This window comes from Chryseobacterium sp. ZHDP1, from assembly GCF_018603435.1.
Classification (GTDB): domain Bacteria; phylum Bacteroidota; class Bacteroidia; order Flavobacteriales; family Weeksellaceae; genus Chryseobacterium; species Chryseobacterium indicum.
Map to the genome: position 1 here is coordinate 3,709,252 of NZ_CP075682.1, position 24,823 is coordinate 3,734,074.

The window sequence follows — 24,823 nt, forward strand, 5'->3', positions numbered from 1 at the left end:
TTCAGAGAAACAGCCGGAATTTTTGATATTAAAATTAGCAATAAAGTTTAGTTAATTCTTAATCCTGATCTTGCTCCGGAAGAAGCTACCACAGACTGCATTCTTGTTTTCTGTCCTGCAGAGAACATAAACATGGCTGCATCATCCACATAATCCATGTAATTCATAAACATTACAGATCTCTGTACGCCGCTGCAGGTATTGTAAAGAGGATAGCTTGGTTTTCCAGCATTAGAAGTAGTTTGAGTCGGAGTATCCGCCACAAGATCGTTTCCACAGTTAGCATCTCCCCAGATGTGTCTCAGGTTCAGATAATGTCCTACTTCGTGTGTAGCTGTTCTTCCCAGATTGAAAGGAGAAGAAGCACCGGTCTTACCAAAATATGGAGACGCAATTACCACTCCGTCGTTCCATAATCCGGAAGATTCAGGGAAAGTTGCATAGCCAAGAATCTGTCCCATATTTCCTACCGTCCAGATGTTTAAATAATTAGAAGGGCTTGTTGCATCAATCCCTCCGGTAGATGCTTTCTTCATCGCATCATTGGTACTCCAGCTTGTTTTGGTAGTAGATTTTCTCACCACATTCGCCAGTCTGAATCTTACTTTTACATCACCCGCTTTTACCCCCTGAAATTCGGAAGGAATTTTTGAAACATCACTGTTAGTTCCTGCATAATCCGCATTAAGAACTGCAATTTGTTCTGCAATACGGGCGTCAGAAACATTTTCAGCAGTTGTTCTGTATAAGACATTTACCACTACCGGAATTTCAACGGTACCATCGGATAATACTTTTCCCAGTTTCATATCGTTTTCAAATCTTTCGGTTCTGGCTTCTATTTCAGAATATTTCTGTCTCAGTTCCGAACTGTTTTTCAACGCTGCTTGTCGGATTTCTTCAGAAGCACAGCCTCTTTGAAGTGCGGTTCCGGAAATAGCAGGTGTGTTTTCAGATCCTTCGGTTTGGTTAGAAACATTGTCGCTGTTACAGGCAGAAAGGAAACTCAGCATAAGAGCTCCGAATAATAGTTTTTTCATAAAAAATATAATATTTTGTTCGGCAATGAAATTATATTATTTGAAGTATATATGCAAGTATTTCACCCTTTAGTTGAGTTATTTTATTATTCAATAAATAGTATTTTTTAAAATATGCTGTATTATTTGTATTTAAATGATGTTTTTATTGATTTTTTAGCAAGTGAAAAAAGTTATTTACAGCACAAAAAATCCTTTCCACTGGAGAAAGGATTCAGATTTAAGTTAAAAAATATGAGTGAATGTTTATTCTGAATTTAAGATTCTGCGAAGCCGTTTTTAATAGCAAAAACAGCAAGGCCAACTCTGGTTTTAAGATCTAATTTATCGCAAAGCTGATCTCTGTAGCTTTCTACCGTTCTCGGGCTGCAGCACATTTTATCCGCAATTTCTTTATAGCTGAGTTCTGTAACGGTGTATTTTAAAAACTCTTTTTCGCGGTCGGAAATTTTCACGTTATTGGCAGCATCTTCATTATTCATATTGGAAAAAATGATCTTGGAAGCCCATTCCGGATAAAAAAAACCGTCGTTATTGAGTTTGGTTAAGGCATTTTCAAGATCTTTAGGATGTGTGTTTTTTAATAAATATCCTTTTGCTCCGTTTTTGATCATTTTAATGACACTTTTATCGTCACCCTGCATGCTTAGAGCCATTACTTTAATGTTCGGATGATGTTCCTTGAGCCAGAGTACCGTTTCGAAACCATCCATAATCGGCATACTAATGTCCAGAAGAATGATATCCGGAATTTTGCTGTTGTTTTCGAATTTCTGGATGAGGTCTTTTCCGTTTTCGGCAACGTAGATTACTTCAAACTCCGGAAAATTATCAATAATTCCTTCTAAAGCTTTTGCGATAAGTACATGATCGTCTACAATCACTATCGTTTTTTTCATGGCTGTCTTTTTAAAATAATGTTGAGCGTAGTTCCCAAATTTTTCTGACTTTCAAGGCAAAAATCTGCCCCGATAATTTCGGCTCTGTTTTTCATGTTGGTAAGCCCGATTCCGTTGGATTTGATGCTGGACTGATCGAAACCGATGCCGTCATCTTTAATATTCAGTTCCCAAAGTAACTCCTGAGAAGTGTTCAGATTAATGAAAATATTTTTACAGCCCGAATGTTTGATGCTGTTCTGAATAAATTCCTGAGTAATTCTCAGCAATACATTTTTATGCACAAAGCTGAGATCCAGCTGATTAAAATTATGCTGAAAATCGACATGGCATTTTTTAAACGCATTGGTGTTGTCTACTTCTTCCTGAATTAAAGTTACGATTTCCTTTTGATTAATATTGTCGTCAGTTAATGTTTTTGAAAGGCTCCTGAGATCATGAAGCGACTGATTAATAATCTGCGAAACCTGCTCGATTCTTTCGCTTACTTCCGGAACTTTATTTTCATACAAAAGCTGTTGCGTATAAAGGCTCACTAATGTTAATTTCTGACCGATATTATCATGAAGTTCACGCCCGATCTGCTGCATCGTTGCCTGCTGAATTTCTAGCTGTGTCGCTAACAATTCTTTCTGGTGAATTTCGTTTTTTATTTCAATCTCATTCAGATATTCTTTTTTGCGCTGTTTGTATTTGCGGATATAAACCATTACCGCAGCCACAAACAATACAAAAAAGATATTGAATAGAATTAACGTTACTAAGAGTTCTGTTTTCCCCATATGAATGAAATTGAAAATAAAAGATACATGACGATTCCTGAAAGTAAAAAGTAGGAAAAATAAATATGGTATATCTCTCTATAAACTATGATATAAGCAAAAAACGTCCAAAAAGGTAAAGTTCCAATATAAAATAATGTAACCCCCAGATTAATATAGAACATTGGATTTCTACTGAAATTGAGAATATTCGAAGAATTAATCTGTTTGTAATATTCCATTATTACTAAGCCCATAAGAATCAGGCAGCCAAATGTATAGCTGAATGACATAATTATTTTCTTGGTAGAAAAAATGTCTCCAAATATCAGAGAAATTAAATACAAAGCAGAAATTACATAAAATAATTTAGGCTTGCCAAAAGATTTTGCTGCATAAATCCAGTAAAAAAATATAAATTCTACAGGGATTACAAAATAATTATAAAAATTTGGTTTGCTGTAATCAATGAAATTTTCGCCCCATTTTCCGATGGCTTCACATAGAAACATTAAAATTAAATAATACGAAAAGTATTTCCAGTATTGGTTTTTTATTCGGGAATAATATAATATTGAAATCAAAGCAGCAATACCTTCTACCCATATCATTGAATCTTGTAAGATTGTTTCCAGTTCAGTCATCGTGTTTAAATTATTGTCAATAACTTTTTATTTATTAAAATGTTTCAACTTTAAGAGCATTTGGAGGATTCAGCAAACCATGATTCTGGCAAATAATATCTCCCTGCAAACTGGAATTTCTTGCTGAAGCCATCGCTAAAAACTCTCCGCTTCCGCTTGTGCTTAAAGGATTGAAATCATAGCAGAGTTTTTCTCCGTTTTCGTCTTCCTGTTTCATCGTAGGAACCAAAACTAAAGTATGTCTCTGCGCATATTCTGTTCCGATCGGAGTTCCCGACATAATATTCCAGTCCTGCTCTTTAGGATAAGCCGCATAATAAAATCGTATTCCCAAATCCTGATCTGTAACTCGGGAATCGTTTTTCAATGCTTCATTTTCAATGTCTGAAATAAATTTTTTCAGCGTTGCCAGATCAAAATGAATGGAGTGGGCATCATCAAATCCTAAATTTTGGTTTACACACGCTAACTGATTTTTTCTGTAGTTCTCTACAAGAGTTCTGATTAAATCGCAGTGAAGCGTGTTGGGATTAGAAATTGATTCGGCTGATTCAAATTCTAAGTTGTCTAAATTTGGTTTTGTTTCCATAAAGCTAGTTTTAAAAAAGGTGAAAGGTTAGTTGGTTATTGCAAATCTCGTAAAATTTCAGGGGAATACGACACGGTTTTTTCCTGATTATTTATGGGGTTTTTACGGATTGTAAATTTTAATTAAAATTATAAAGATTTTGGATAGATTTGCAGCGATTATTAAATTCATTAATCATAAACAATAAATTATCAAATGAAAAGACAGACTATCGCATTACTTTGCATAGCAATATTTAGTGTTTCATGCGCTAAGAAAGACGAAACTGCAGCGGATGGCAAATACACGGATGATCAAAAAGCTTCCTACTATATAGGTCTGAGTATTGCTAAAAACATGAAACAGGAAGGCTTCAAAGTAGATGCAGATCTTTTGGCTCAGGCTATTAAAGAAGAAATGGATGGAGGAAAAAAGCTGATGCCGGCTGAAGAAATGGATTCTTTTATGCAGGAGTTTATGCAGAAACAGCATGAAAAAAAGCAGGCTGCAGCGGGCGTACAGGCAGATGAAAATAAGAAAAAAGGTCTGGAGTTTCTTGCTAAAAATAAAAGCAATCCTAAAGTGAAGACCACGGCTTCCGGTTTACAGTATGAAGTTCTGCAGGAAGGTGACGGTAAAACAAAACCAAAAGCGTCCGATATTGTACAGGTAAAGTACACAGGAAAGCTTCTGGATGGAACTGTTTTCGACTCTACCGACAAAAACGGAGGCGCACCAATGGATATTAATCTGGGCGGTGTAATCAAAGGATGGACAGAAGGTATTCAGTTGATGAGCAAAGGATCGAAATACAGATTTTACATTCCTTCAGAGCTGGCTTACGGAGATAATGGAGCCGGGCCAATTCCTGCGGGAGCGACTATTATTTTTGATGTAGAATTGGTGGATATAAAATAGAAATATTTTTGAATATAAAATTCATAAAGTATTTCACATCTGATATATTACAAATAAAATTTCCGCAGATTTTTTGGTCTGCGGAAATTCTTCAAAAATAATATATATGAAAAAAACTACTTATAAATCGGTCGGTCTGAAAACCAAACCTGTCTCTTCGAAATAATCCAATGTTATTCTGTCGCCATCGTTCACTTTTCCGGCAAGAATTTCTTTCGATAACCGGTTAAGAACCTCCTGCTGAATCACTCTTTTCAGAGGTCTTGCTCCGAACGCAGGATCATATCCTTTATTCATCAGATAATCTACAGCATCCTGAGTTGCCGTCATAATGATATTTCGTTTCGAAAGCATTTCATTAAATCCTCTCAACTGATAGGTAACGATTTTTCCGATTTCCTTTTTTCTCAAAGGCTGGAACAATACAACCTCATCAATTCTGTTTAAGAATTCCGGACGTAACGTCTGTTTCAATAAATCAAAGACCTCATCTTTTGCTTCTTCCAGAGTTTCCGGACTAATGTTATCATCCTTGTCACGCAGAGCGGAGTCGAAGCGCTCCTGAATTAAATGTGAACCTAAATTCGAAGTCATGATGATAATCGAATTTTTGAAATTCACTACTCTTCCTTTGTTATCGGTCAATCTTCCGTCATCCAAAACCTGTAACAAAGTGTTGAAAACATCAGGATGTGCTTTTTCAATTTCATCTAAAAGAACCACAGAATATGGTCTTCTTCTCACGGCTTCCGTTAATTGTCCGCCTTCATCATAACCCACATATCCCGGAGGCGCACCCACCAATCTCGAAACACTGTGACGCTCCTGATATTCACTCATGTCAATTCTCGTCATATTGTTTTCATCATCAAATAAAAACTCCGCCAAGGCTTTTGCCAGCTCAGTTTTTCCGACTCCCGTTGTTCCTAAGAATAAGAATGACCCGATTGGTTTTTTATCATCACTCAATCCTGCTCTGTTTCTTCGGATCGCATCTGCAACAGCGGTAATGGCTTCGTCCTGTCCAACCACTCTGTGATGAAGTTCGGTTTCCAGATTCAATAACTTTTCTCTTTCAGACTGAAGCAGCTTCGTTACAGGAATTCCGGTCCATTTGGCAATCACTTCAGAGATATTTTCAGAAGTTACTTCTTCTTTAATTAACTCATTCTGATGATTTTGCATTTCGATTTCAAGCTTTTTCAGCTCTTCCTCTTTTTCACGCAGCTTTCCGTATTGGATTTCCGCTACTTTTGCGTAATCTCCTGCTCTTGAAGCTCTTTCTGCCTCTAATTTCAGAGATTCTATATCTTTTTTGATCTGCGTTAAATCTTCAGATTTTTGCTTTTCCTTCAGCCATTTGGCGTTAATTTCATTTCTCTGTTCAGAAATCTTCGCAATATCTTCTTTTAAATGATCGATTTTCGTCTGGTTGCCTTCTCTTGAAATTGCAGCCAGTTCAATTTCCATCTGCATTAATTTTCTGTCTAAAACGTCCAGCTCTTCCGGTTTGGAGTTGATTTCCATTCTCAATTTCGCAGAAGCTTCATCAATTAAATCAATCGCTTTATCCGGTAAAAATCGGTCTGAAATATATCTCTGTGACATTTCCACCGCCGCAATGATCGCCTCATCTTTGATTCTTACTTTGTGGTGCGCTTCATATTTATCTTTAATTCCACGAAGAATAGAAATTGCCGATTCTGTATCCGGTTCTTCCACCATTACCTTCTGGAAGCGTCTCTCAAGAGCTTTATCTTTTTCAAAATATTTCTGATATTCATTTAAAGTGGTTGCGCCGATGGCTCTTAATTCTCCTCTTGCTAAAGCGGGTTTCAGAATATTTGCGGCATCCATCGCGCCTTCACCGCCTCCGGCTCCCACCAAAGTGTGGATTTCGTCGATGAAAAGAATAATCTGTCCTTCCGATTTAATCACTTCATTCACCACGGATTTCAGACGCTCTTCAAACTCACCTTTGTATTTTGCACCGGCAATCAAAGCGCCCATATCCAGAGAATATAATGTTTTATCCATCAGATTTTCAGGAACGTCACCGCTGATAATTCTGTGGGCGATTCCTTCCGCGATCGCCGTTTTACCAACACCGGGTTCACCAATCAGGATCGGGTTGTTTTTAGTTCTTCTGGAAAGAATCTGCAACACTCTTCGGATTTCTTCATCACGCCCGATGACAGGATCCAGTTTTCCTTCCGCCGCTAATTCGTTGAAGTTTTTAGCGTATTTATTTAAAGACTGATACGTTTCTTCCGAACTTGCAGAAGTCGCTTTTGATCCTTTTCTTAATTCTTTAATTCCGCCTTCCAAAAGACTCTTGGTAACACCCATATCTTTCAGAATCTTCGAAACTTCTGAATTGGTTTCCAATAATGAAAGCCATAAATGTTCAATCGTTACATATTCGTCGCCCATTTTTTTAGCGATGTTAGGCGCATCAAGCAAAACTTTATTTGCTGATTGTGAAAGGTAAATGTTGCCTCCCTGTACTTTAGGGAGCTTCTCTAAATTTTCGCGGTTTCGTTCTCTTACCAAAGCTGCATCTGCTTCAGATTTTTTTAATAAGAAAGGCGATATATTTTCATCTACCTGAAAAATTCCTTCCAGTAAATGTTGAGGTTCGATCTGTTGGTTGCCAAATTCCATTGCCACCTGTTGTGCAGCCTGAATCGCTTCCTGAGATTTTACGGTATATTGATTTAAGTTCATATTTTGTATATTTTTGATTCTTTAATTTTTAGTTTCCAATTTTAGATTTTAGACATCAGATTTCAGACCATAAGCGTCAAATACATGTTAATTTTTCAATCAGATTTTCTAATTTCTGATGCCCTTAATCTTTATTTAATCATTTAATTCGGGTACATTATCGCAAAAAGTATTCTATTGTTGAATTTTTAAAAATATTGGACAAAATTTCCGAAATCTTTATTTTTAATCTGCTTTGGAAAGACAAAATTTCCGATTCGAAGAATTTAAGTGAAAATTATCGGAAGAACCGTCAGATTGGGTTGAATCTCAAAATACGTCTAACCTTATTTTTTGATTGAACCATTAAGATTTTAATTAAGAAGTTTAGAATATTTAAGAGCTGCTTCGCTTTCCAAAATAATGCTTATTAAAAATCTATTGATTTTTTCTTAATTGAACTTAACATCTTAAATCTTCTTAATGGTTTAAATAATTTTTCATTTCATCATTTTGAAAAAACATTATGCAGTGTTTTACTTTTAATTCTTAGTTTAAAAATCATCTTCTCAAAATCAAATATTAAAATCAAAATAATTACTTTTGCGTTTTTACAAATGGAGCTTAAAGAAAAACAGAAGAAAATTTTAGATGTTGCCGTGGAACTTTTCAAGGAGAAAGGCTACATGGGAAGTTCTGTTCGTGATTTGGCAACTAGACTGAATATCAAAGCGGCTTCTTTATATGCGCACATCCGCTCAAAGGAAGAAATTCTGGAATGGATCTGTTTCGGCATTGCGCAGGAGTTTTTTGATGAACTTCAGCAAGTAAAAAATACCAATATTCCACCAAAGGAAAAGCTCAATCTTTTCATTGAAAAACATTTGTCGGTTGTTCTTAAAAACCGTGATGTCACGCACATTTATTCCAATGAATGGAAGCACCTTGAAGAGAGATTACCTGAATTCATCGAATTAAGAAAAAATTATCAGCAGGAAGTTGAACAGTTGATTTCTGAAATTTATACCGCTGAAAACTGGGAATTAAGATCACCCGCTTTTACCACGAGATTTATTCTTCATACTTTAAACAATTCCTACTTCTGGTTCAAAAGAAATATAGAATCCGGTTCGGATATCACCGATGAAATAAGGAACAAAATTCTTTTTGGTTTGCTGGGAAATCAAAAGAAATAAACCGTTTAACTGTCATTCTGACGAAGGAAGAATCTCAACAATTATTTTAAGATTATTTAAAATTGTTATTGTCATTCCGTAGAAATTTCGACAGCTATAATGAAAACTTCGCTTATATTCCACACTTTACTTTGTTCCGTTCTGAATAACAATATTTCATGCAGTAAGCTTTCATTTCTGTGAAGGAGAAATCTATTATTTATTGCTTTAAAAAGATTCTTCACTTCACTTCCGAACTGTATTCGTAAACTTTCTGTCTATGTTCTGAATGACAAAATCATATTAAAATCATGCTTAAACTAAACCTCAATCTTAGCCTTAATTATTTAGAATCAATAAAAATCTGACGAAAATCATAAAAATTTTGTCACGTTCCAAAATCTTATTAAATTTACACCTAACAAATGTTAGTTAGTTATGGATTTTGGTGTTGAATATCTTAAGCTCGATCAGTTGAGACAGCTTCAGTCTGAGCGGTTGGCAAATTTGGTAAGCTATCTTGGGGAGAAGTCGGAGTTTTATAAAAGAAAATTTAAAGAATCAGGAATATCTCCACAGGAAATAAGGTCGATTGAAGATATTACCAAACTTCCGATAACATACAAACAGGATTTGAGAGACAATTATCCGTTTGGTTTATTTACCGTTCCGAAAAATGAACTGCAGAGAATTCACTGTTCAAGCGGAACAACGGGAAAACCAACGGTAGTGGGATATACAAAAGAAGATGTTGATTTATTCAGCGAAGTCGTGGCGAGATCTTTAAATGCAGCAGGCGCGAAACCGAGAATGCAGTTGCATAATGCATATGGTTACGGGATTTTCACGGGCGGACTGGGACTGCACTACGGAGCAGAAAAACTGGGAATGAGCGTTCTTCCTATTTCGGGAGGAATGACGGCGAGACAGGTTGATCTCATCATGGATTTTCAGCCGGAAGTAATCTGTTGTTCGCCATCTTACGCTTTGACCATTGCTGATGAATTTGCTAAAAGAGGAATCCCCGCAGAAGAAATCAGTTTAAAATATGCCGTTTTAGGTTCAGAGCCTTGGACGGAATTAATCAGACAGCATATTGAAGAAAGATTAGGCGTTCATGCAACCAATATTTACGGATTAAGCGAAATTATCGGACCCGGAGTTTCGATGGAAGATTTTGAGGAAAAAGGAGGTTCTTACATTTGGGAAGACCATTTTTATCCCGAAATTCTCGATCCGGTTACAAAAGAGCCCGTTCCGTTTGGTGAAGAAGGCGTTTTGGTGATTACCACTTTAACGAAGAAAGCAATGCCGCTTCTGCGTTACTGGACAAATGATATCACAAGTCTTTACTATGACGAAAACGGAAAAAGAACGATGGTAAAGATGCGTCCGATTCTGGGAAGAGCCGATGATATGCTGATTGTAAGAGGGGTAAATGTTTATCCAAGTCAGATTGAAGAAGCGTTTTCTCATGTAGAAGGAGTCGTTCCGAACTATTATTTAACTCCTGTTGAAAAGGAGCAAATGTGTGTTGCACTGGATATTGATGTTGAGATTGGTGATGAATTGATTGCCTCGAAAAATTTAAATCAAAATACCGATGATTATGCTATTTTTGTCGGAAGCTTTGGAAAAAGTATAGAAAACGAAATAAAAAAGAGGGTAGGAATTACCACAAAAGTGAAAATTCATGCTCAGGACAGTCTTCCGAAATGCGAAGGTGGAAAAATTAACAGAATACTAAAAAATAAATGAATTCATTTTATAAACTTAAAACGGTAAAAGTTCAGAAAGATACCAACGATGCAGTAAATGTAGCGGTTGAAATCCCTGAAGAACTGAAAGATAAATTCAGATTCAAACAGGGGCAGTATCTTAATTTCCGGATGATGATCAACGGAAATGAAGAAAGACGTTCTTACTCCATCTGTAATGCGCCGAGTGAAAAAAGCAACACGCTGGAAGTTTTAGTGAAATTATTGGAAGGCGGAAAAGTTTCCGGTTATTTCAATGAGCATCTTCACATGGATGAAATTCTTGAAGTAATGCCTCCGATGGGCGGTTTCAACACTTCTTATCATCCGACAAACGTAAAAACTTACATTGGTTTGGCGGCAGGAAGCGGAATTTCTCCGGTTTTATCGAATATTAAAGAAAGTCTTTATCAGGAGCCGAATTCCAACGCGTATCTGTTCTACAGCAACAGAAGCATGAATCACGTGATGAAAAAGGCTGAGATCGATAAATTGGTGGAGCAGTTCAACGGAAGATTGAAAGTAGTTTATCTCGTAAGCCGTGAAAAGCATGAAGATCCGATTTTCGAAGGAAGAATTTCCCCTGAAAAACTGGAACATTTATTTGAAAGATATGCAGATATTGATGTAAAAGAAGCCACGTATTTCATTTGCGGACCTTCTGAAATGATCAAAGGAATTGCAGATTATTTAAAGAAAGATAAAAAAGTACCGGCAATTCAGGTTCTATTTGAATATTTCACTGCTCCTGACGAAGAAAATACGGAGGAAATGAGTGATGAGTTCAAAGCCATTGCCAATATTGAAAGTATGGTTACTGTAATCATTGACGATGATGAATATTCGTTCCACCTGAATTCAAAAAAAGAAAGTATCTTAGATAAAGCATTGAAAGACAATCTTCCTGTACCTTTTGCATGTAAAGGGGGAGTGTGCTGTACGTGTAAAGCCGAAGTTTTGGAAGGTGAAGTCTTCATGGAAAAAAACTACGCACTTACCGAAGAAGAAGTAGCCCGAGGTTACGTTCTTACCTGCCAGTGTCACCCGACAACCAATGTGGTGATGCTTAATTATGACGTATAATTAATGTAACAATGTAATAATTTACCAATGTAAAAATAATAAGATTTCACTCTAAAACTTTGTGGACTTGGCTAAATGAACGCCTTTGTGAACTTTAAAAACAGTTAGTAGTAAAAGAAATCTTAGCGAACTTTGCGTTAAAATTTACCTTCATTTTAAATATTACAAGATGGAAATAGATATTGAAAAGTTTGTACAGTATGTACACGACGAAAATAAAGTAGAACCCAAAGATATAATGCCCGATGATTACAGAAAACTATTGGTTCGTCAGATTTCACAGCACGCGCATTCTGAAATCGTAGGAATGCTGCCGGAAGCCAACTGGATTTCCAGAGCCCCTTCATTGAGAAGAAAAATGGCGTTGTTGGCTAAAGTTCAGGATGAAGCAGGTCACGGTTTATACCTTTATTCTGCAACCGAAACATTAGGGGACGGAACGATCAGAGCCGACAGAGATGCAACGTATGAAGATATGCTTTCAGGAAAAGCGAAATATTCAAGTATCTTCAACTATCCTACTTTAAGCTGGGCAGATATCGGAGCGATCGGGTGGTTGGTTGATGGTGCTGCAATCATGAATCAGGTGATGTTGATGGGGAATTCTTACGGTCCTTACTCAAGGGCGATGGTGAAAATCTGTAAAGAAGAATCTTTTCACCAAAGACAAGGATACGAGATTTTGATGGCTCTTTGCCGTGGTACAAAACAGCAGAAAGAAATGGCTCAGGCTTCGTTAGACCGTTTCTGGTGGCCGGCTTTAATGATGTTTGGTCCAAACGATGACAGTTCGCCAAACTCTAAAATTTCGATGAATTACAGAGTGAAAAGAGAAAGCAACGACAGTCTTCGTCAGAGATTCATCGATGTTACCGTTGCTCAGGCTGAGTTTTTGGGATTAACCATTCCGGATAAAGATCTTAAGTGGAACGAAGAAAGGCAACATTACGATTTCGGAGAGCTTCCTTGGGATGAATTCATGGAGGTCTTAAAAGGAAATGGTCCTGCCAACAAAAAGCGTATCGAAACGAAGAGAAAAGCTCAAAGAGAGAATTCTTGGGTAAAAGAAGCGGCAGCAGCTTTCGCTGAGAAGCAGAACGAAAAGGTAAACTAATTTCTTAATTTAAACCATTAAGATTTTATTTAGAAGTTTAGTTGAATTAAGAAAAATCATTTTGATTCAAAATCTAAAGCCAAGCTAAACTTAATATTCTTAACAACTTAATTGTCCTTAATGGTTCAAATTAAAGTAAAAATTATTCAAAATCTAATCTAGATAAAAATTAAAATTTGACTATGGCAAATTTAGATATGTGGGAAGTGTTTATTCAGACTAAACCGGGGTTATCTCACAAACACGTTGGAATTGTACAGGCGCCAACAGCAGAAATGGCTTTACAAAACGCAAGAGACGTTTATACAAGAAGAAAAGAAGGAACTTCTGTTTGGGTAGTTCCAAGTAAATACATCGTAACTTCGGAAGGAGTGGATAAAGAAGCATTCTTCGATCCGGCTGATGATAAATTGTACCGTCACCCAACCTTCTACGAGATCCCGAACGATGTAAAGAATATGTAAAACAGCGATTGGCTGTTAGCTGCTTGCAATTTGCCCAAAGCTAGACGCCAAAAGCCCAAAGCTAAAACAATGAACCCATTATATAATTATTTATTAAAATTGGCAGATGACAGTTTCATTATGGGACAGCGTTTGTCTGCGTGGTGCGGTGAAGGTCCTTATCTGGAGGAAGATATTGCATTAACGAATATTGCGCTGGATGAACTTGGTCAGGCGAACAACTTTTACGTTTACGCCTCAAGACTTTTAGACGACGGAAAATCTGAAGATGATATCGCCTTTTTAAGATATGAACACGAATATGTGAATGCACACTGGACTGAACTTCCGAACGAAGATTATGCCCAGACCATTTTAAAAGTGTATGTTTTTGCAGTCTATCAGAAACTGATGTACGAAGCATTGTCCAATTCAGCCAATGAAGAATTGGCGGCGATTGCTCAAAAATCATTAAAAGAGGTAAAATACCATTACACACACGCTGCTTCCTGGATGAAAATTTTTGCTCAGGGAACAGAAGAAAGTAAGAGCCGTCTGGTAAAAGCCATTGAAAACATCTGGGAATACACCAAAGGTCTATTTGCAAAAACAGAAGGAGAAGATGATTTGGTCGCTTTAAATATTGCTCCGAATACCGATGCTCTTTATGAAGAATTTATAACGATCACTCAAAAAGATTTTGCAGATTTCCAGTTAGAATATCCTACAAATCCTTTCATGCAGCCAAAATCCAGAACAGGATATCACACAGAATATTTTGGATATATCCTTTGTGAATTGCAGTATATGCAGAGAGCATATCCGGGTTGTACGTGGTAGAAACACAAACCTCACAGGTTTTAAAAACCTGTGAGGTTTAAAAATAACAAACGACCATAACAATTTTGCAGTTTACGGCTTTGCTAAGTAGAACGCCTTTGTGAATTAAAAAAAATGGTAGTCAAAAAAACTTAGCACATTTTACGTAAAAATTAAGATAAAAAGAAGATTGAAAAATCCTTTAGAAATATTAGAAATGGTTCCCGATCCGGAAATTCCGGTGATTAATATCGTGGAATTGGGTATTGTAAGAGAAGCGAAAATTACCAGCGAAAATTCCTGCGAAGTAACGATTACGCCTACTTATTCTGCCTGTCCCGCCATGTTTACCATTGAGGAAGACATCATCAAAATCATGAAGGAAAACGGATGGGAGGCAAAAGTAGTGACCAAAATGTTTCCGATCTGGACGACGGACTGGTTAACGGATGAAGCGAGAGAAAAACTTCGGGTGTACGGAATCACTCCTCCCGAAAAAGGAGCCGACGAACATCATATCGGGAAACCGAAAAAATGTCCGCGTTGCGGTTCTATGAACTCAAAACAGATCAGCAGATTCGGGTCTACGCTATGCAAGGCTTCGTATCAGTGTTTAGATTGTCTGGAACCATTTGACTATTTTAAATGTCACTAAATGAGTGTAACAATCTGAAAATGTAGCAATATAACAATTTTGAATGCTTTAAATATTGTTATACTTATAAACTGATATATTGGTGCATTTTTATTGTTAAATTAGTGCATTAATCATAAAAAATTAAAACTATGTATACACAACTCGATATTGAGTCGCATTTCGACGGAAAATTAAAAATTGCTTATCTCAATCAGCCTGAAACAATGAACGCGCTTACAAAGCCGTCTTTATCAGATCTGAAAGATTTCGTAAAAGAATGCAGTGAAGATCCTGCGGTAAGATGTGTTGCCATTTCAGGAAGGGGAAGAGCATTCTGTTCCGGTCAGAATCTTGATGATGCATTTGTTCAGGGCAATGAACATCATGACAACGATATCATCAGAAAAATTGTAACAGATTATTACAATCCGTTAGTGATGGAAATTACCCATTGTAAAAAACCGGTTGTTGCATTGGTAAACGGTCCTGCAGTTGGAGCCGGAGCAATGTTGGCGTTGATCTGCGATTTTGTTCTGGCAACTGAAAAAGCTTATTTTGCTCAGGCATTTTCCAATATCGGTCTGATTCCTGATACGGGCGGAACTTACTTTTTACCAAAATTATTGGGAAGACAATTGGCTAATTATTTAGCATTTACCGGAAAAAAATTATCCGCGGAAGAATCTAAATCATACGGTTTGGTTGCTGAAGTTTTCACTGAAGAAGAATTCAATTCAAAATCAATGGAAATTTTAGAAAGAGTTTCCAATATGCCGACTGTTGGCTTGAAATTAACCAAGAAAGCATTTGCACATTCTTATGACAATACGCTGAAGCAGCAGTTGGAATTAGAAGGTGATCTGCAGCAGAAAGCTGCAGAAACAGAAGATTTTAAAGAAGGAGTAAGTGCCTTTTTACAGAAAAGAAAACCTGAATATAAAGGGAAATAATTAATTTGAAAATGGGTTAATTTGAGAATTTGAAAATGAGAAATGATAAAGAGAATATTATTGTAAATAAGACTTTTGATTTTGCTTTAGACATCATTGAATTTTCAGAAGGTTTGTATGAATCTAAAAGATTTCCATTAGCAAATCAGATTTTCAAATCTGGAACTTCGATTGGAGCTAATGTTAGAGAAGCTCAAAATGCAGAAAGCAAAGCAGATTTTATCCATAAATTGAAAATTGCAGCTAAAGAAGCTGATGAAACAGAATATTGGCTTTTACTGTGTTTAAAGTCTCCACATTTACAATCGCCCAGTGAAAAATTAATTTCAGATTTAAAAGAAATTTTATTAATTCTATCTAAAATCATTTCAAGTTCAAAACTTAAATAATTTTCAAATTAACTCATTTCCAAATTTTCAAATTAAAAATATGAATGTAGGAATTATCGGTGCCGGAACCATGGGAATCGGCATTGCACAGGTAGCCGCAACGAATGGATGCAAAGTCTGGATTTATGACGCTAATGCAAAACAAGTAGAAACGGCAACCGTAGGTTTGGAAAAAACATTGACTAAACTGGTCGACAAACAGAAAATTTCGGCGGAGAAAATGACTGAAATTTTAGCCAATATTTCCATTGCCACCGAATTAAAAGACTTCAAAGATTGTGAACTGATCATTGAAGCCATCATCGAAAATAAAGAAATAAAAACCAAAGTTTTCACAGAATTAGAGAAATACGTTTCAGAAAGCTGTGTTATTGGTTCCAATACTTCTTCCATTTCCATCACTTCTCTTGGTGCGGAATTACAGAAACCGGAGCGTTTCATCGGAATTCACTTCTTCAATCCGGCTCCGCTGATGCCTTTAGTGGAGGTTATTCCATCCTTGTTAACCGAAAAATCTTTAGCGGAAAAAATCTACAGTCTCATGAAAGATTGGGGTAAAACTCCTGTTGTTGCCAAAGATATCCCCGGATTTATCGTCAACAGAATTGCCCGTCCTTACTATGGTGAAGGGTTGAGAATTGTTGAGGAAAGCATCGCAACAGTAGAACAGGTTGATGATGCCATGAAAACTTTAGGTAACTTTAAAATGGGACCTTTTGAGTTAATGGATTTAATTGGAGTTGATGTGAATTTCTCGGTAACTAAAACTGTGTACAACGAATATTTCTACGATCCGAAATACAAACCGTCTCTTCTTCAGCAAAGAATGTCGGAAGCTAAACTTCACGGCAGAAAAATAGGAAAAGGATTTTACGATTATTCGGAAGGAGCTGTTAAAGCAGAACCTGTGAAAGATGAGGCGCTTTATCAGCAAATATTCATGAGAATTATTTCTATGCTGATTAATGAAGCCGTAGAAGCAAAAAGGTTAGGCGTAGCAAATGACGAAGATCTGGAACTCGCAATGCAGAAAGGCGTAAATTATCCCAAAGGTTTATTGGCATGGGGAAAAGAAATAGGATATTCTAAAATCTCCGAAACTTTGCAGGATCTTTACGAAGAATATCAGGAAGAGAGATACAGACAAAGTCCGTTGCTGAGAAAATTATAGGATGAAGTTTTTTCCGGAAAAATCTGAAGAATTAAAATCTTCAAAAATAATTGAAGAAGTATTATTAAATATCAAAAATAATACTGAGATCAGTTCTTTGACAATGAGAAGGTCTGATAAATATTTCAAGGGAAATATAGATAAGAATTATTTCAAAATAATCAGTTCAGAAAAGCCCTTAGGAATTTTCTGTGTTTATGAAGGAAGATTCGTTCGGAAAGAAAGTGAGACAATAATAAGGTTGGATACAAAATTTCATAATACATTTAAAATATTGATTTATATATGGAGTTTGCTTCCCTTTTTTCTGATTATTATAAATTTTTTAGAACTTGGAGTAAAGGCTTTTTCCCTATTTATACCACTTCTGATGATATTTGGATTTTTATATTTTATAATTAATTTTCTTTTTAAAAAATCTTATGAAAATGGGATTAAAGATTTGAAAAGAATAATCAATCAATAAAATTGATTTTTATGAGTAGGTCAAAAAGAAAAACTCCGATTATCGGAATAACAACTGCTGAATCAGAAAAGGAAAATAAACTAGAAGCCAATAGAAAGCTCAGAAGATTGAATAGAATGAAAATTCATAAGGGAGATTTTGAATTTTTTCAGCTAAGAGAAATATCAGATGTCTGGTGTTTTGATAAAGATGGTAAACAATATTTAAAACATCCCGACAGAAAAGATTTGATGAAATAATATTATTTAGGATGGATATAGAATCATTCAGAGCTGAACTTGAAACAAGGCTTACCATTGAAAAAGAATATATAAATCAGGAGCTTTCCTCGATTGAAGATTATCAGGAAAAACTTGAATTATTAGGCAAATTCAATGAAAAATATAAAGAACTGATTAACAGATTAGCAAATGAATTTGGAATTGATTTAAATGAACATTTTCAAACAGAAGATCCTTCAAATTCCGAAAATCTTTCGTCCCATCAGATTATTCTTGGAAAGACCATGTCGGTTTACGACAAGTTGGCTGATGAATTATTTGAAAAAATAACTAGCAAAAATTAAAATGAATCCGAGACAGGTTGCAAAATATATGTTTGATCAGGATTATTTTTCCCAATGGATGAATATTAAACTGATTGAAGTCAGAGAAAATTATTGTTTAATAGAAATGCCCATTAAAAAAGAAATGATTAATGGGCTGAAAACGGTTCACGGAGGCGTTACATTTGCTTTTGCAGATTCTGCACTGGCTTTTTCGTCCAACAATTCCGGTGATGCTGCTGTTGCATTAAACTGCATCATCAATTTTACCAAAGCCGGAAAAGAAGGGGATACTTTCAGAGCAGAAAGTATTTTGGTCAATGAAACCAGAAAAACCGCTGTTTACGATATTAAAATTACCAATCAAAACGAAGAATTGATTGCAAAATTTGTCGGAACAGTGTATAAAATCGGAAAAAAAGTAATAGAATTATAAAATTTGGAAATTTGAGAATGAAGCAATTTGAAAATTATTTTTTAATGCTTTTTTCATTTTCAAATTATCAAATTAACACATTTTCAAATTAAATAAAATGAACAACGTATACATCATAGATTACATAAGAACTCCCATTTCAAAATTAAGCGGAGGACTTTCTGAAGTAAGAGCCGACGATTTAGCTGCCATTGTTATTAAAGAAATTGTAGCAAGAAACCCTGAAGTTCCTGTTGAGGAAATTGAAGACGTTATTTTCGGGTGTGCCAATCAGGCAGGAGAAGATAATAGAAACGTTGCCAGAATGGGGCTTTTATTGGCAGGACTTCCGTATAAAATCGGAGGAGAAACGGTGAATAGATTGTGTGCTTCAGGAATGTCTGCGGTGGCAAATGCTTTCCGTTCAATTGCTGCAGGGGAAGGTGAAATTTATATTGCAGGTGGAGTAGAGCATATGACACGTTCTCCTTATGTAATGTCAAAACCAAGTACAGCTTTCGGAAGAGACAGCCAGATGTTTGACACCACTTTCGGATGGAGATTCATCAACCCGAAAATGAAAGAAATGTACGGCGTTGACGGAATGGGCGAAACTGCTGAAAATTTAGCGGATATCCACAACATCAGCCGTGAAGATCAGGATAAATTTGCCCTTTGGTCTCAGCAGAAAGCCACTAAAGCTCAGGAAAGTGGAAGACTGGCAGAAGAAATTGTAAAAGTTGAAATTCCACAGAAAAAAGGCGAACCTAAAATATTTGATACCGACGAATTTATCAAACCGACTTCTTCAATGGAAGGACTAGGAAAACTTCGTCCGGCTTTCAGAAAAGAAGGAACGGTAACCGCAGGAAATGCATCCGGAATGAATGACGGAGCAGCATCTTTAATTTTAGCAAGCGAAGAAGCTGTAAAAAAATATGGATTGAAGCCAAAAGCAAAAATCTTAGGATCATCTGTTGCGGGCGTTGAACCGAGAATTATGGGAATCGGACCTGTAGAAGCCACTCAAAAACTATTAAAAAGACTGAATCTTTCATTAGACGACATGGACATCATTGAATTAAATGAAGCTTTTGCTGCTCAGGCTTTAGCCGTAACAAGAAGCTTGGGTTTAAAAGATGATGATTCAAGAGTAAATCCAAATGGAGGTGCTATTGCAATCGGTCATCCACTTGGAGTTTCCGGAGCCAGAATCGTTGGTTCTGCGGCAATGGAACTTCAAAAGCAGGATAAGAAATATGCATTGTGTACACTTTGTATTGGCGTAGGACAAGGGTATGCGATGGTTATTGAACGAGTTTAATTTGAAAATGTACAAATTTGAGAATTCGAAAATGCTTAAAACCGTCATCAACTTTTCTAGTTAGCTAATTTAAATTAACGTTTAGCCTTTGCTGAGTGAAATCGACGATTCGACGGAGTCAAAAGCCTTTGCGAACGAAAAATATGCATAAAAATTTTCAAAAAAACTTTGTGGATCTTGCGTTAAAAATAATTTTCAAATTAACTAATTCTCAAATTTTCAAATTAAAATTATGAATATCTACTCATATCACGGAATTCGACCGATAATAAAATCTTCCGCGTATGTTCACCCGCAAGCGGTGATCATCGGAAATGTAGAAATCGGCGAAGAAGTTTATGTTGGTCCCAATGCGGTGATTCGTGGCGACTGGGGAAAAATTATAGTGAAAGACGGTGCCAATGTTCAGGAAAACTGTACCCTACACGTTTTTCCGGGAATTGAAACTATACTTGAAGAGTCTGCACATATCGGTCATGGAGCGATTATTCACTCCGGACATATTGGAAAAAATTGTCTGGTCGGAATGAATTCTGTCGTCATGGACAAAGCGTTTATCGGAGATGAATGTATCATCGGTGCTTTAGCTTTTGTTCCGGCAAACTTCAGATGTGATGCAAGAAAATTAATTGTCGGAAGTCCCGCAAAAATCATCCGCGATGTTTCCGATGAAATGATTAAATGGAAAACAGAAGGAACAAAACTGTATCAGGAATTGGCAAGAGAAGGAAAAGATGCTATTTTGCCTTGTGAACCTTTCACAGAATATGTTCAGCAGATCCCTACAAAAGTGGTGGATTACAGTATTTGGGATGATGTGAAATAATTATCGTCCCTTACTAAACCTCATAGGTTTTTAAAACCTATGAGGTTTGAATATAAAAACACACAAATGAAGAAAAATAAATGTCAAACACAGAAAATTTTGAATGTGAATATGTATACCATATCTACACTCATGCCAATGGAAAAGATTTAATTTTTAGAGAAGAAGAAAATTATAAATATTTTTTAGATAAGCTTGCAAAGTATATTGTTCCGATAGCTGAAATATATGTATACTGTCTAATGCCAAATCACTTTCATTTATTAGTAAGATTTAAAAAACTGGGTGATATTTTAAATGAAGATGAACATAAATACTTAATGAAGCAGTTTAGCAATCTGTTGAATGCTTACGCAAAAGCTTATAATAAAAGATATAACCGAAAAGGTTCTCTGTTTCTGGATTATCTGAAGAGAAAAAGAATAAACGATGAAAAATATTTTATGAAATTACTTCATTATATTCATAATAATCCTGTCAATCATGGATTTGTTGAAGATATTGGTAAGTGGAAATATTCATCGTATCATTCTTATATTAATTTGGCTAAAGAAAGTAAAATTGAAAGAGCTGAAATGATGCAATATTTTGAAACAGTAAATGATTTTATAGAATATCATAAATCAAATATAGAATATGATTTTCTATCAATTGAATAAATTATAGTAAAACTCAAACCTCATAGGTTTCTAAAACCTATGAGGTTTTAAAAAAGCAATTAACAAAGAAAAGTATGATCAAAAAACTTCTCATTTTCTGCAGTATTCTGTTTGCTTTTCAGTCTCTTGTTTTCGCCCAGACTGAAAATGTAAAACCACTGACTATTGGAGAAATCAGAACAATAAAATCTAAAATTTTAAACGAAGAAAGAACTTTGAATATCTATCTTCCACAAAAATTTGACAAAACAAAATCTTACCCAATCATTTATCTTTTGGATGGGAGTATGAATGAAGATTTTATTCATGTGACAGGCTTGGTTCAGTTCTTTAATCAAATGTATTCTATGCCGGAAACCATTGTGGTTGGAATTGCAAACATTGACAGAAAGAAAGATTTCACTTTTCATACAGATTTGAAAGATTTACAGAAAGATTACCCTACAACGGGACATTCAGATAAGTTTATTAATTTTTTAGATAAAGAATTGAAGCCTTATATTGAAAGTCATTTTAAAACAACAGATAATTATCTTTTCGGACAATCGCTTGGCGGACTTTTAGCAACTGAAATTTTATTGAAAAAACCTGAATTGTTCAATAATTACTTTATCATCAGTCCGAGTTTGTGGTGGGATGATGAAAGTCTTCTAAAACAGGCTCCTCAATTATTATCCAAAATTAAGGATATTAAAAAATTTATTTACATTTCCGTTGGAAAAGGGGAACATCCTGTAATGGTAAAAGATGCAGAAGATTTATTTGATGTTTTAAAAAAATCTAACAAGAAAAACTGGACAATAGAATATAAAATGATGGAAACAGACAATCATGCAACAATCCTACACAGAAGTTTGTATGAAGGTTTATTGAAATTGTTTCCGTATCAGGAACCGAAAAATTAAAAATGTAACAATATAAAAATGTGTCAGTGTAACAAAGATTGATACATTGTTAAATTAAAAACTATATGGAAAAGTTAAAAAACTATATCTACGGCGAATGGATCGAAGGAAACGGAAATGGAATTCCTTTATATAATGCTGTTAATGGAGAACAGGTTGCCATTTCCGACACGGAAGGTCTGAATTTTGAGCAGGCTTTGGATTACGGAAGAACAGTAGGGTATAAAAACCTTTCATCCATGACGTTCTACGATCGTGGAGAAATGTTGAAAAAAGTAGCACTTTATCTCCTTGAAAGAAAGAAAAAATATTACGAACTATCGTATAAAACAGGAGCTACTCACGTTGATTCCTGGGTAGATATTGAAGGAGGTTTTGGTACATTCTTCACGTATTCAGGATTGGCAAAAAGAATGCTTCCGAATACACCGTTTTGGGTAGATGGAGATACTCAGAAAATTTCGGCAAACGGAACTTTTTTGGGAACCCACATATTAACGCCGAGTGAAGGAGTTTCAGTACAAATTAATGCTTACAACTTTCCGGTTTGGGGAATGCTGGAAAAATTATCCACATCATTGTTAGCAGGTGTTCCTTCGATCGTAAAACCTTCTCCTTTCGGTTCTTATTTAACGAACGCTGTTTTTCAGGATATGATTGAAAGCGGAATTCTTCCTGAAGGGGCGGTTCAATTAGTATGCGGTGAACCGGGAAATATTCTGGATTATGTGCAGGATGGAGATTCTGTTTTGTTCACAGGCTCTGCCAATACAGGAAGAAAATTAAAATCTTTACCATCTGTTGCAGGAAATGCCGTTCGTTTCAATATGGAAGCAGATTCTCTGAACTGTTCAATTCTTGGATTGGATGCAAAACCGGGAACTCCGGAGTTTGATTTATTCATCAAAGAAGTACGTAACGAAATGACGACGAAAGCCGGACAAAAATGTACAGCAATCCGTAGAATTATTGTTCCCGAAAACTTAATTGGTGACGTTCAGAATGCTTTATCTAAAGCTTTAGATCAGACAAAAATCGGAAATCCGTTGAGTAGAGAAACCAGAATGGGATCTTTGGTTGGAAAACAACAGTATGATGAGGTTTTAAGAAAAGTTGATTTGCTTAAAGCTGAAACCGAGTTAATTTACGACGGAAAGCACGAATTGGTAGATGCCGATTACGAAAACGGAGCTTTCATGAGTCCGAAATTGTTCTTAAATGATAAACCATTTGAAAAAAATATCTCTCACGATGTCGAAGCTTTCGGTCCGGTTTCTACATTAATGCCTTACAAAGATGCTGAAGAAGCGGCGGCGTTGGCAAAAAGAGGAAAAGGAAGTTTGGTAGGTTCTATTGTTTCCCATGATAATAATTTCGTTGCCGAAACATCCTGGAAAATGGCTTCGCAGCACGGAAGAATTTTTGTACTGAACAGAGACAGTGCGAAAGAAAGCACAGGTCACGGTTCTCCGCTTCCGACTTTGATGCATGGCGGTCCCGGAAGAGCAGGAGGCGGTGAAGAAATGGGCGGATTAAACGGTCTTCATTTCTTCCTTCAGAAAACGGCAATTCAGGGTTCTCCGGATGTCTTAACTGCCATTACTAAAATTTATCAGCAGGGTGCTGAGAAAAAATATTCGGATAAACATCCTTTCCAGAAATATTTTGAAGAAGTTGAAGTGGGAGATTCTCTGGAAACGGCAGGAAGAACGGTTACCGATGCAGATATCGTAAATTTCTCTAATGTTTCATGGGATCATTTCTACGCACACACGGATGCTACAAGTTTAACAGGAACTATTTTCGATAAAACGGTTGCTCACGGCTATTTTATCCTTTCCGCAGCGGCAGGATTGTTTGTTTCAGGGAAAAAAGGGCCGGTTATCGCAAATTACGGACTGGAAAACTGTTCATTCTTTAAACCTGTTTATGCAGGAGATACGATTACGGTGTATTTAACGGCGAAAGAAAAAATCAACAGAGGGGTAAAAGGAAGAAATATTCCTTCCGGAGTTGTAAAATGGTTAGTTGAAGTCGTAAATCAGAGAGATGAGATCGTTTGTGTGGCAACTATTTTAACATTAGTGGCAAAACAGTCTCCTTTTATCGATTTAAACTTAAAAAATATTCAGAAAATACTGAATGGATTAACAGAATCTACTCAGCCAAGCTGGGGTAAAATGTCTCCTCAGCAAATGATTGAACATCTGGAGCACGGGGTTTTGGTAAGTCTTGGCGAACCGGAAGCTGATAAATGCTTCACTCCTGAAGAACAGTTGGAAAAATGGCAGGATTCTCTGTATAACCACAGAAAAATGCCGAAAGATTTCCCTGCGCCGTTTTTAGCGGATGATGAAAAACTATTAGAGTTAAGACATAAAAATTTTGAAGCAGCAAAACAGTCTTTCATTGATAATTTAAAAAGATTTGTGATTTATTACAAAGAAAATCCACAGGCAGAACACATGAATTTCGTATTCGGAAAACTGAATAAGGAAATGTGGGAACTGATGCATAAGAAACATTTTACGCATCATTTTGAGCAGTTTGGATTGATTTAAATTCAGAAGATTATAAAAAGCAGCATTCTTTAATGAATTGCTGCTTTTT

26 protein-coding genes are annotated in these 24,823 nt (G+C 36.0%); 20 read left to right on the plus strand and 6 right to left on the minus strand.

All coding sequences use genetic code 11. The features are described from left to right. Positions 1 to 47: 47 nt before the first annotated feature. From KKI44_RS17020 to KKI44_RS17040, 5 genes are all read right to left on the minus strand, one after another. Positions 48 to 1,040: a zinc metalloprotease gene (locus KKI44_RS17020; protein ID WP_214588432.1), complete on the minus strand. Its 993-nt coding sequence runs from the start codon at positions 1,038 to 1,040 to the stop codon at positions 48 to 50. Between the two features lie 257 nt (positions 1,041 to 1,297). Beyond that, positions 1,298 to 1,939, minus strand: coding sequence for a response regulator transcription factor (locus tag KKI44_RS17025; RefSeq protein ID WP_214588433.1), 642 nt, complete (start codon positions 1,937 to 1,939; stop codon positions 1,298 to 1,300). After that, positions 1,936 to 2,721: a sensor histidine kinase gene (locus KKI44_RS17030; RefSeq protein WP_214588434.1), complete on the minus strand. Its 786-nt coding sequence runs from the start codon at positions 2,719 to 2,721 to the stop codon at positions 1,936 to 1,938. The genes KKI44_RS17025 and KKI44_RS17030 overlap by 4 nt, the downstream gene beginning before the upstream one ends. Further along, complete coding sequence (locus tag KKI44_RS17035) at positions 2,700 to 3,344, minus strand: hypothetical protein (protein ID WP_214588435.1); 645 nt, start codon at positions 3,342 to 3,344, stop codon at positions 2,700 to 2,702. The genes KKI44_RS17030 and KKI44_RS17035 overlap by 22 nt, the downstream gene beginning before the upstream one ends. A gap of 34 nt (positions 3,345 to 3,378) precedes the next feature. Further along, positions 3,379 to 3,933, minus strand: a complete 555-nt coding sequence (locus KKI44_RS17040) for a hypothetical protein (protein ID WP_214588436.1) — start codon at positions 3,931 to 3,933, stop codon at positions 3,379 to 3,381. Between the two features lie 195 nt (positions 3,934 to 4,128). Here KKI44_RS17040 and KKI44_RS17045 point away from each other — a divergent pair, with 195 nt between their 5' ends. Next, complete coding sequence (locus KKI44_RS17045) at positions 4,129 to 4,830, plus strand: FKBP-type peptidyl-prolyl cis-trans isomerase (protein ID WP_214588437.1); 702 nt, start codon at positions 4,129 to 4,131, stop codon at positions 4,828 to 4,830. Positions 4,831 to 4,950: 120 nt separating this feature from the next. Here the strand turns inward: KKI44_RS17045 and clpB are convergent, their stop codons facing one another. Then, positions 4,951 to 7,557: an ATP-dependent chaperone ClpB gene (gene clpB / locus KKI44_RS17050; RefSeq protein WP_214588438.1), complete on the minus strand. Its 2,607-nt coding sequence runs from the start codon at positions 7,555 to 7,557 to the stop codon at positions 4,951 to 4,953. Between the two features lie 596 nt (positions 7,558 to 8,153). Between clpB and KKI44_RS17055 the strand changes: the two genes are divergently transcribed. From KKI44_RS17055 to paaZ, 19 genes are all read left to right on the plus strand, one after another. Next, positions 8,154 to 8,732, plus strand: a complete 579-nt coding sequence (locus tag KKI44_RS17055; protein WP_214588439.1) for a TetR/AcrR family transcriptional regulator — start codon at positions 8,154 to 8,156, stop codon at positions 8,730 to 8,732. A gap of 417 nt (positions 8,733 to 9,149) precedes the next feature. Then, positions 9,150 to 10,469 (plus strand): phenylacetate--CoA ligase family protein, encoded by a 1,320-nt coding sequence (locus KKI44_RS17060; protein ID WP_214588440.1) that lies wholly within the window; start codon positions 9,150 to 9,152, stop codon positions 10,467 to 10,469. Next, complete coding sequence (locus KKI44_RS17065) at positions 10,466 to 11,551, plus strand: 2Fe-2S iron-sulfur cluster-binding protein (RefSeq protein ID WP_087707822.1); 1,086 nt, start codon at positions 10,466 to 10,468, stop codon at positions 11,549 to 11,551. Before KKI44_RS17060 ends, KKI44_RS17065 begins: the two co-directional genes overlap by 4 nt. Before the next feature lie 175 nt (positions 11,552 to 11,726). Beyond that, positions 11,727 to 12,665 (plus strand): 1,2-phenylacetyl-CoA epoxidase subunit PaaA, encoded by a 939-nt coding sequence (gene paaA, locus KKI44_RS17070; protein ID WP_214591178.1) that lies wholly within the window; start codon positions 11,727 to 11,729, stop codon positions 12,663 to 12,665. 182 nt (positions 12,666 to 12,847) lie between these two features. After that, a complete protein-coding gene (paaB, locus tag KKI44_RS17075; RefSeq protein WP_002981782.1) occupies positions 12,848 to 13,129 on the plus strand; it encodes a 1,2-phenylacetyl-CoA epoxidase subunit PaaB in 282 nt (93 codons plus the stop codon). 69 nt (positions 13,130 to 13,198) lie between these two features. After that, the gene (gene paaC / locus KKI44_RS17080) at positions 13,199 to 13,948 is read left to right on the plus strand and encodes a 1,2-phenylacetyl-CoA epoxidase subunit PaaC (protein WP_250902086.1); all 750 of its coding nucleotides are present in this window, start codon (positions 13,199 to 13,201) and stop codon (positions 13,946 to 13,948) included. A gap of 196 nt (positions 13,949 to 14,144) precedes the next feature. Next, entirely contained in the window at positions 14,145 to 14,582 is a 438-nt protein-coding gene (gene paaD / locus KKI44_RS17085; protein ID WP_375180798.1) for a 1,2-phenylacetyl-CoA epoxidase subunit PaaD, read from the plus strand. 131 nt (positions 14,583 to 14,713) lie between these two features. Next, complete coding sequence (locus KKI44_RS17090; protein ID WP_214588443.1) at positions 14,714 to 15,514, plus strand: enoyl-CoA hydratase/isomerase family protein; 801 nt, start codon at positions 14,714 to 14,716, stop codon at positions 15,512 to 15,514. A 35-nt stretch (positions 15,515 to 15,549) separates the two neighbouring features. Further along, positions 15,550 to 15,903: a four helix bundle protein gene (locus KKI44_RS17095; RefSeq protein WP_214588444.1), complete on the plus strand. Its 354-nt coding sequence runs from the start codon at positions 15,550 to 15,552 to the stop codon at positions 15,901 to 15,903. Positions 15,904 to 15,943: 40 nt separating this feature from the next. Then, complete coding sequence (locus KKI44_RS17100) at positions 15,944 to 17,074, plus strand: 3-hydroxyacyl-CoA dehydrogenase NAD-binding domain-containing protein (RefSeq protein ID WP_214588445.1); 1,131 nt, start codon at positions 15,944 to 15,946, stop codon at positions 17,072 to 17,074. 1 nt (position 17,075) lies between these two features. After that, the gene (locus KKI44_RS17105; RefSeq protein WP_214588446.1) at positions 17,076 to 17,540 is read left to right on the plus strand and encodes a hypothetical protein; all 465 of its coding nucleotides are present in this window, start codon (positions 17,076 to 17,078) and stop codon (positions 17,538 to 17,540) included. 11 nt (positions 17,541 to 17,551) lie between these two features. Beyond that, the gene (locus KKI44_RS17110; protein WP_214588447.1) at positions 17,552 to 17,779 is read left to right on the plus strand and encodes a hypothetical protein; all 228 of its coding nucleotides are present in this window, start codon (positions 17,552 to 17,554) and stop codon (positions 17,777 to 17,779) included. An 11-nt stretch (positions 17,780 to 17,790) separates the two neighbouring features. Further along, a complete protein-coding gene (locus KKI44_RS17115; RefSeq protein WP_214588448.1) occupies positions 17,791 to 18,105 on the plus strand; it encodes a hypothetical protein in 315 nt (104 codons plus the stop codon). Between the two features lies 1 nt (position 18,106). Further along, positions 18,107 to 18,520: a PaaI family thioesterase gene (locus tag KKI44_RS17120; protein ID WP_214588449.1), complete on the plus strand. Its 414-nt coding sequence runs from the start codon at positions 18,107 to 18,109 to the stop codon at positions 18,518 to 18,520. A 97-nt stretch (positions 18,521 to 18,617) separates the two neighbouring features. After that, the gene (pcaF, locus tag KKI44_RS17125; protein WP_214588450.1) at positions 18,618 to 19,823 is read left to right on the plus strand and encodes a 3-oxoadipyl-CoA thiolase; all 1,206 of its coding nucleotides are present in this window, start codon (positions 18,618 to 18,620) and stop codon (positions 19,821 to 19,823) included. 232 nt (positions 19,824 to 20,055) lie between these two features. Next, a complete protein-coding gene (locus tag KKI44_RS17130; protein ID WP_214588451.1) occupies positions 20,056 to 20,649 on the plus strand; it encodes a transferase hexapeptide repeat family protein in 594 nt (197 codons plus the stop codon). Positions 20,650 to 20,729: 80 nt separating this feature from the next. Then, a complete protein-coding gene (locus KKI44_RS17135; RefSeq protein ID WP_214588452.1) occupies positions 20,730 to 21,308 on the plus strand; it encodes a transposase in 579 nt (192 codons plus the stop codon). 74 nt (positions 21,309 to 21,382) lie between these two features. Continuing rightward, the gene (locus KKI44_RS17140) at positions 21,383 to 22,213 is read left to right on the plus strand and encodes an alpha/beta hydrolase (protein ID WP_214588453.1); all 831 of its coding nucleotides are present in this window, start codon (positions 21,383 to 21,385) and stop codon (positions 22,211 to 22,213) included. Positions 22,214 to 22,278: 65 nt separating this feature from the next. Next, complete coding sequence (paaZ, locus tag KKI44_RS17145) at positions 22,279 to 24,774, plus strand: phenylacetic acid degradation bifunctional protein PaaZ (protein ID WP_214588454.1); 2,496 nt, start codon at positions 22,279 to 22,281, stop codon at positions 24,772 to 24,774. Positions 24,775 to 24,823: the final 49 nt, after the last annotated feature.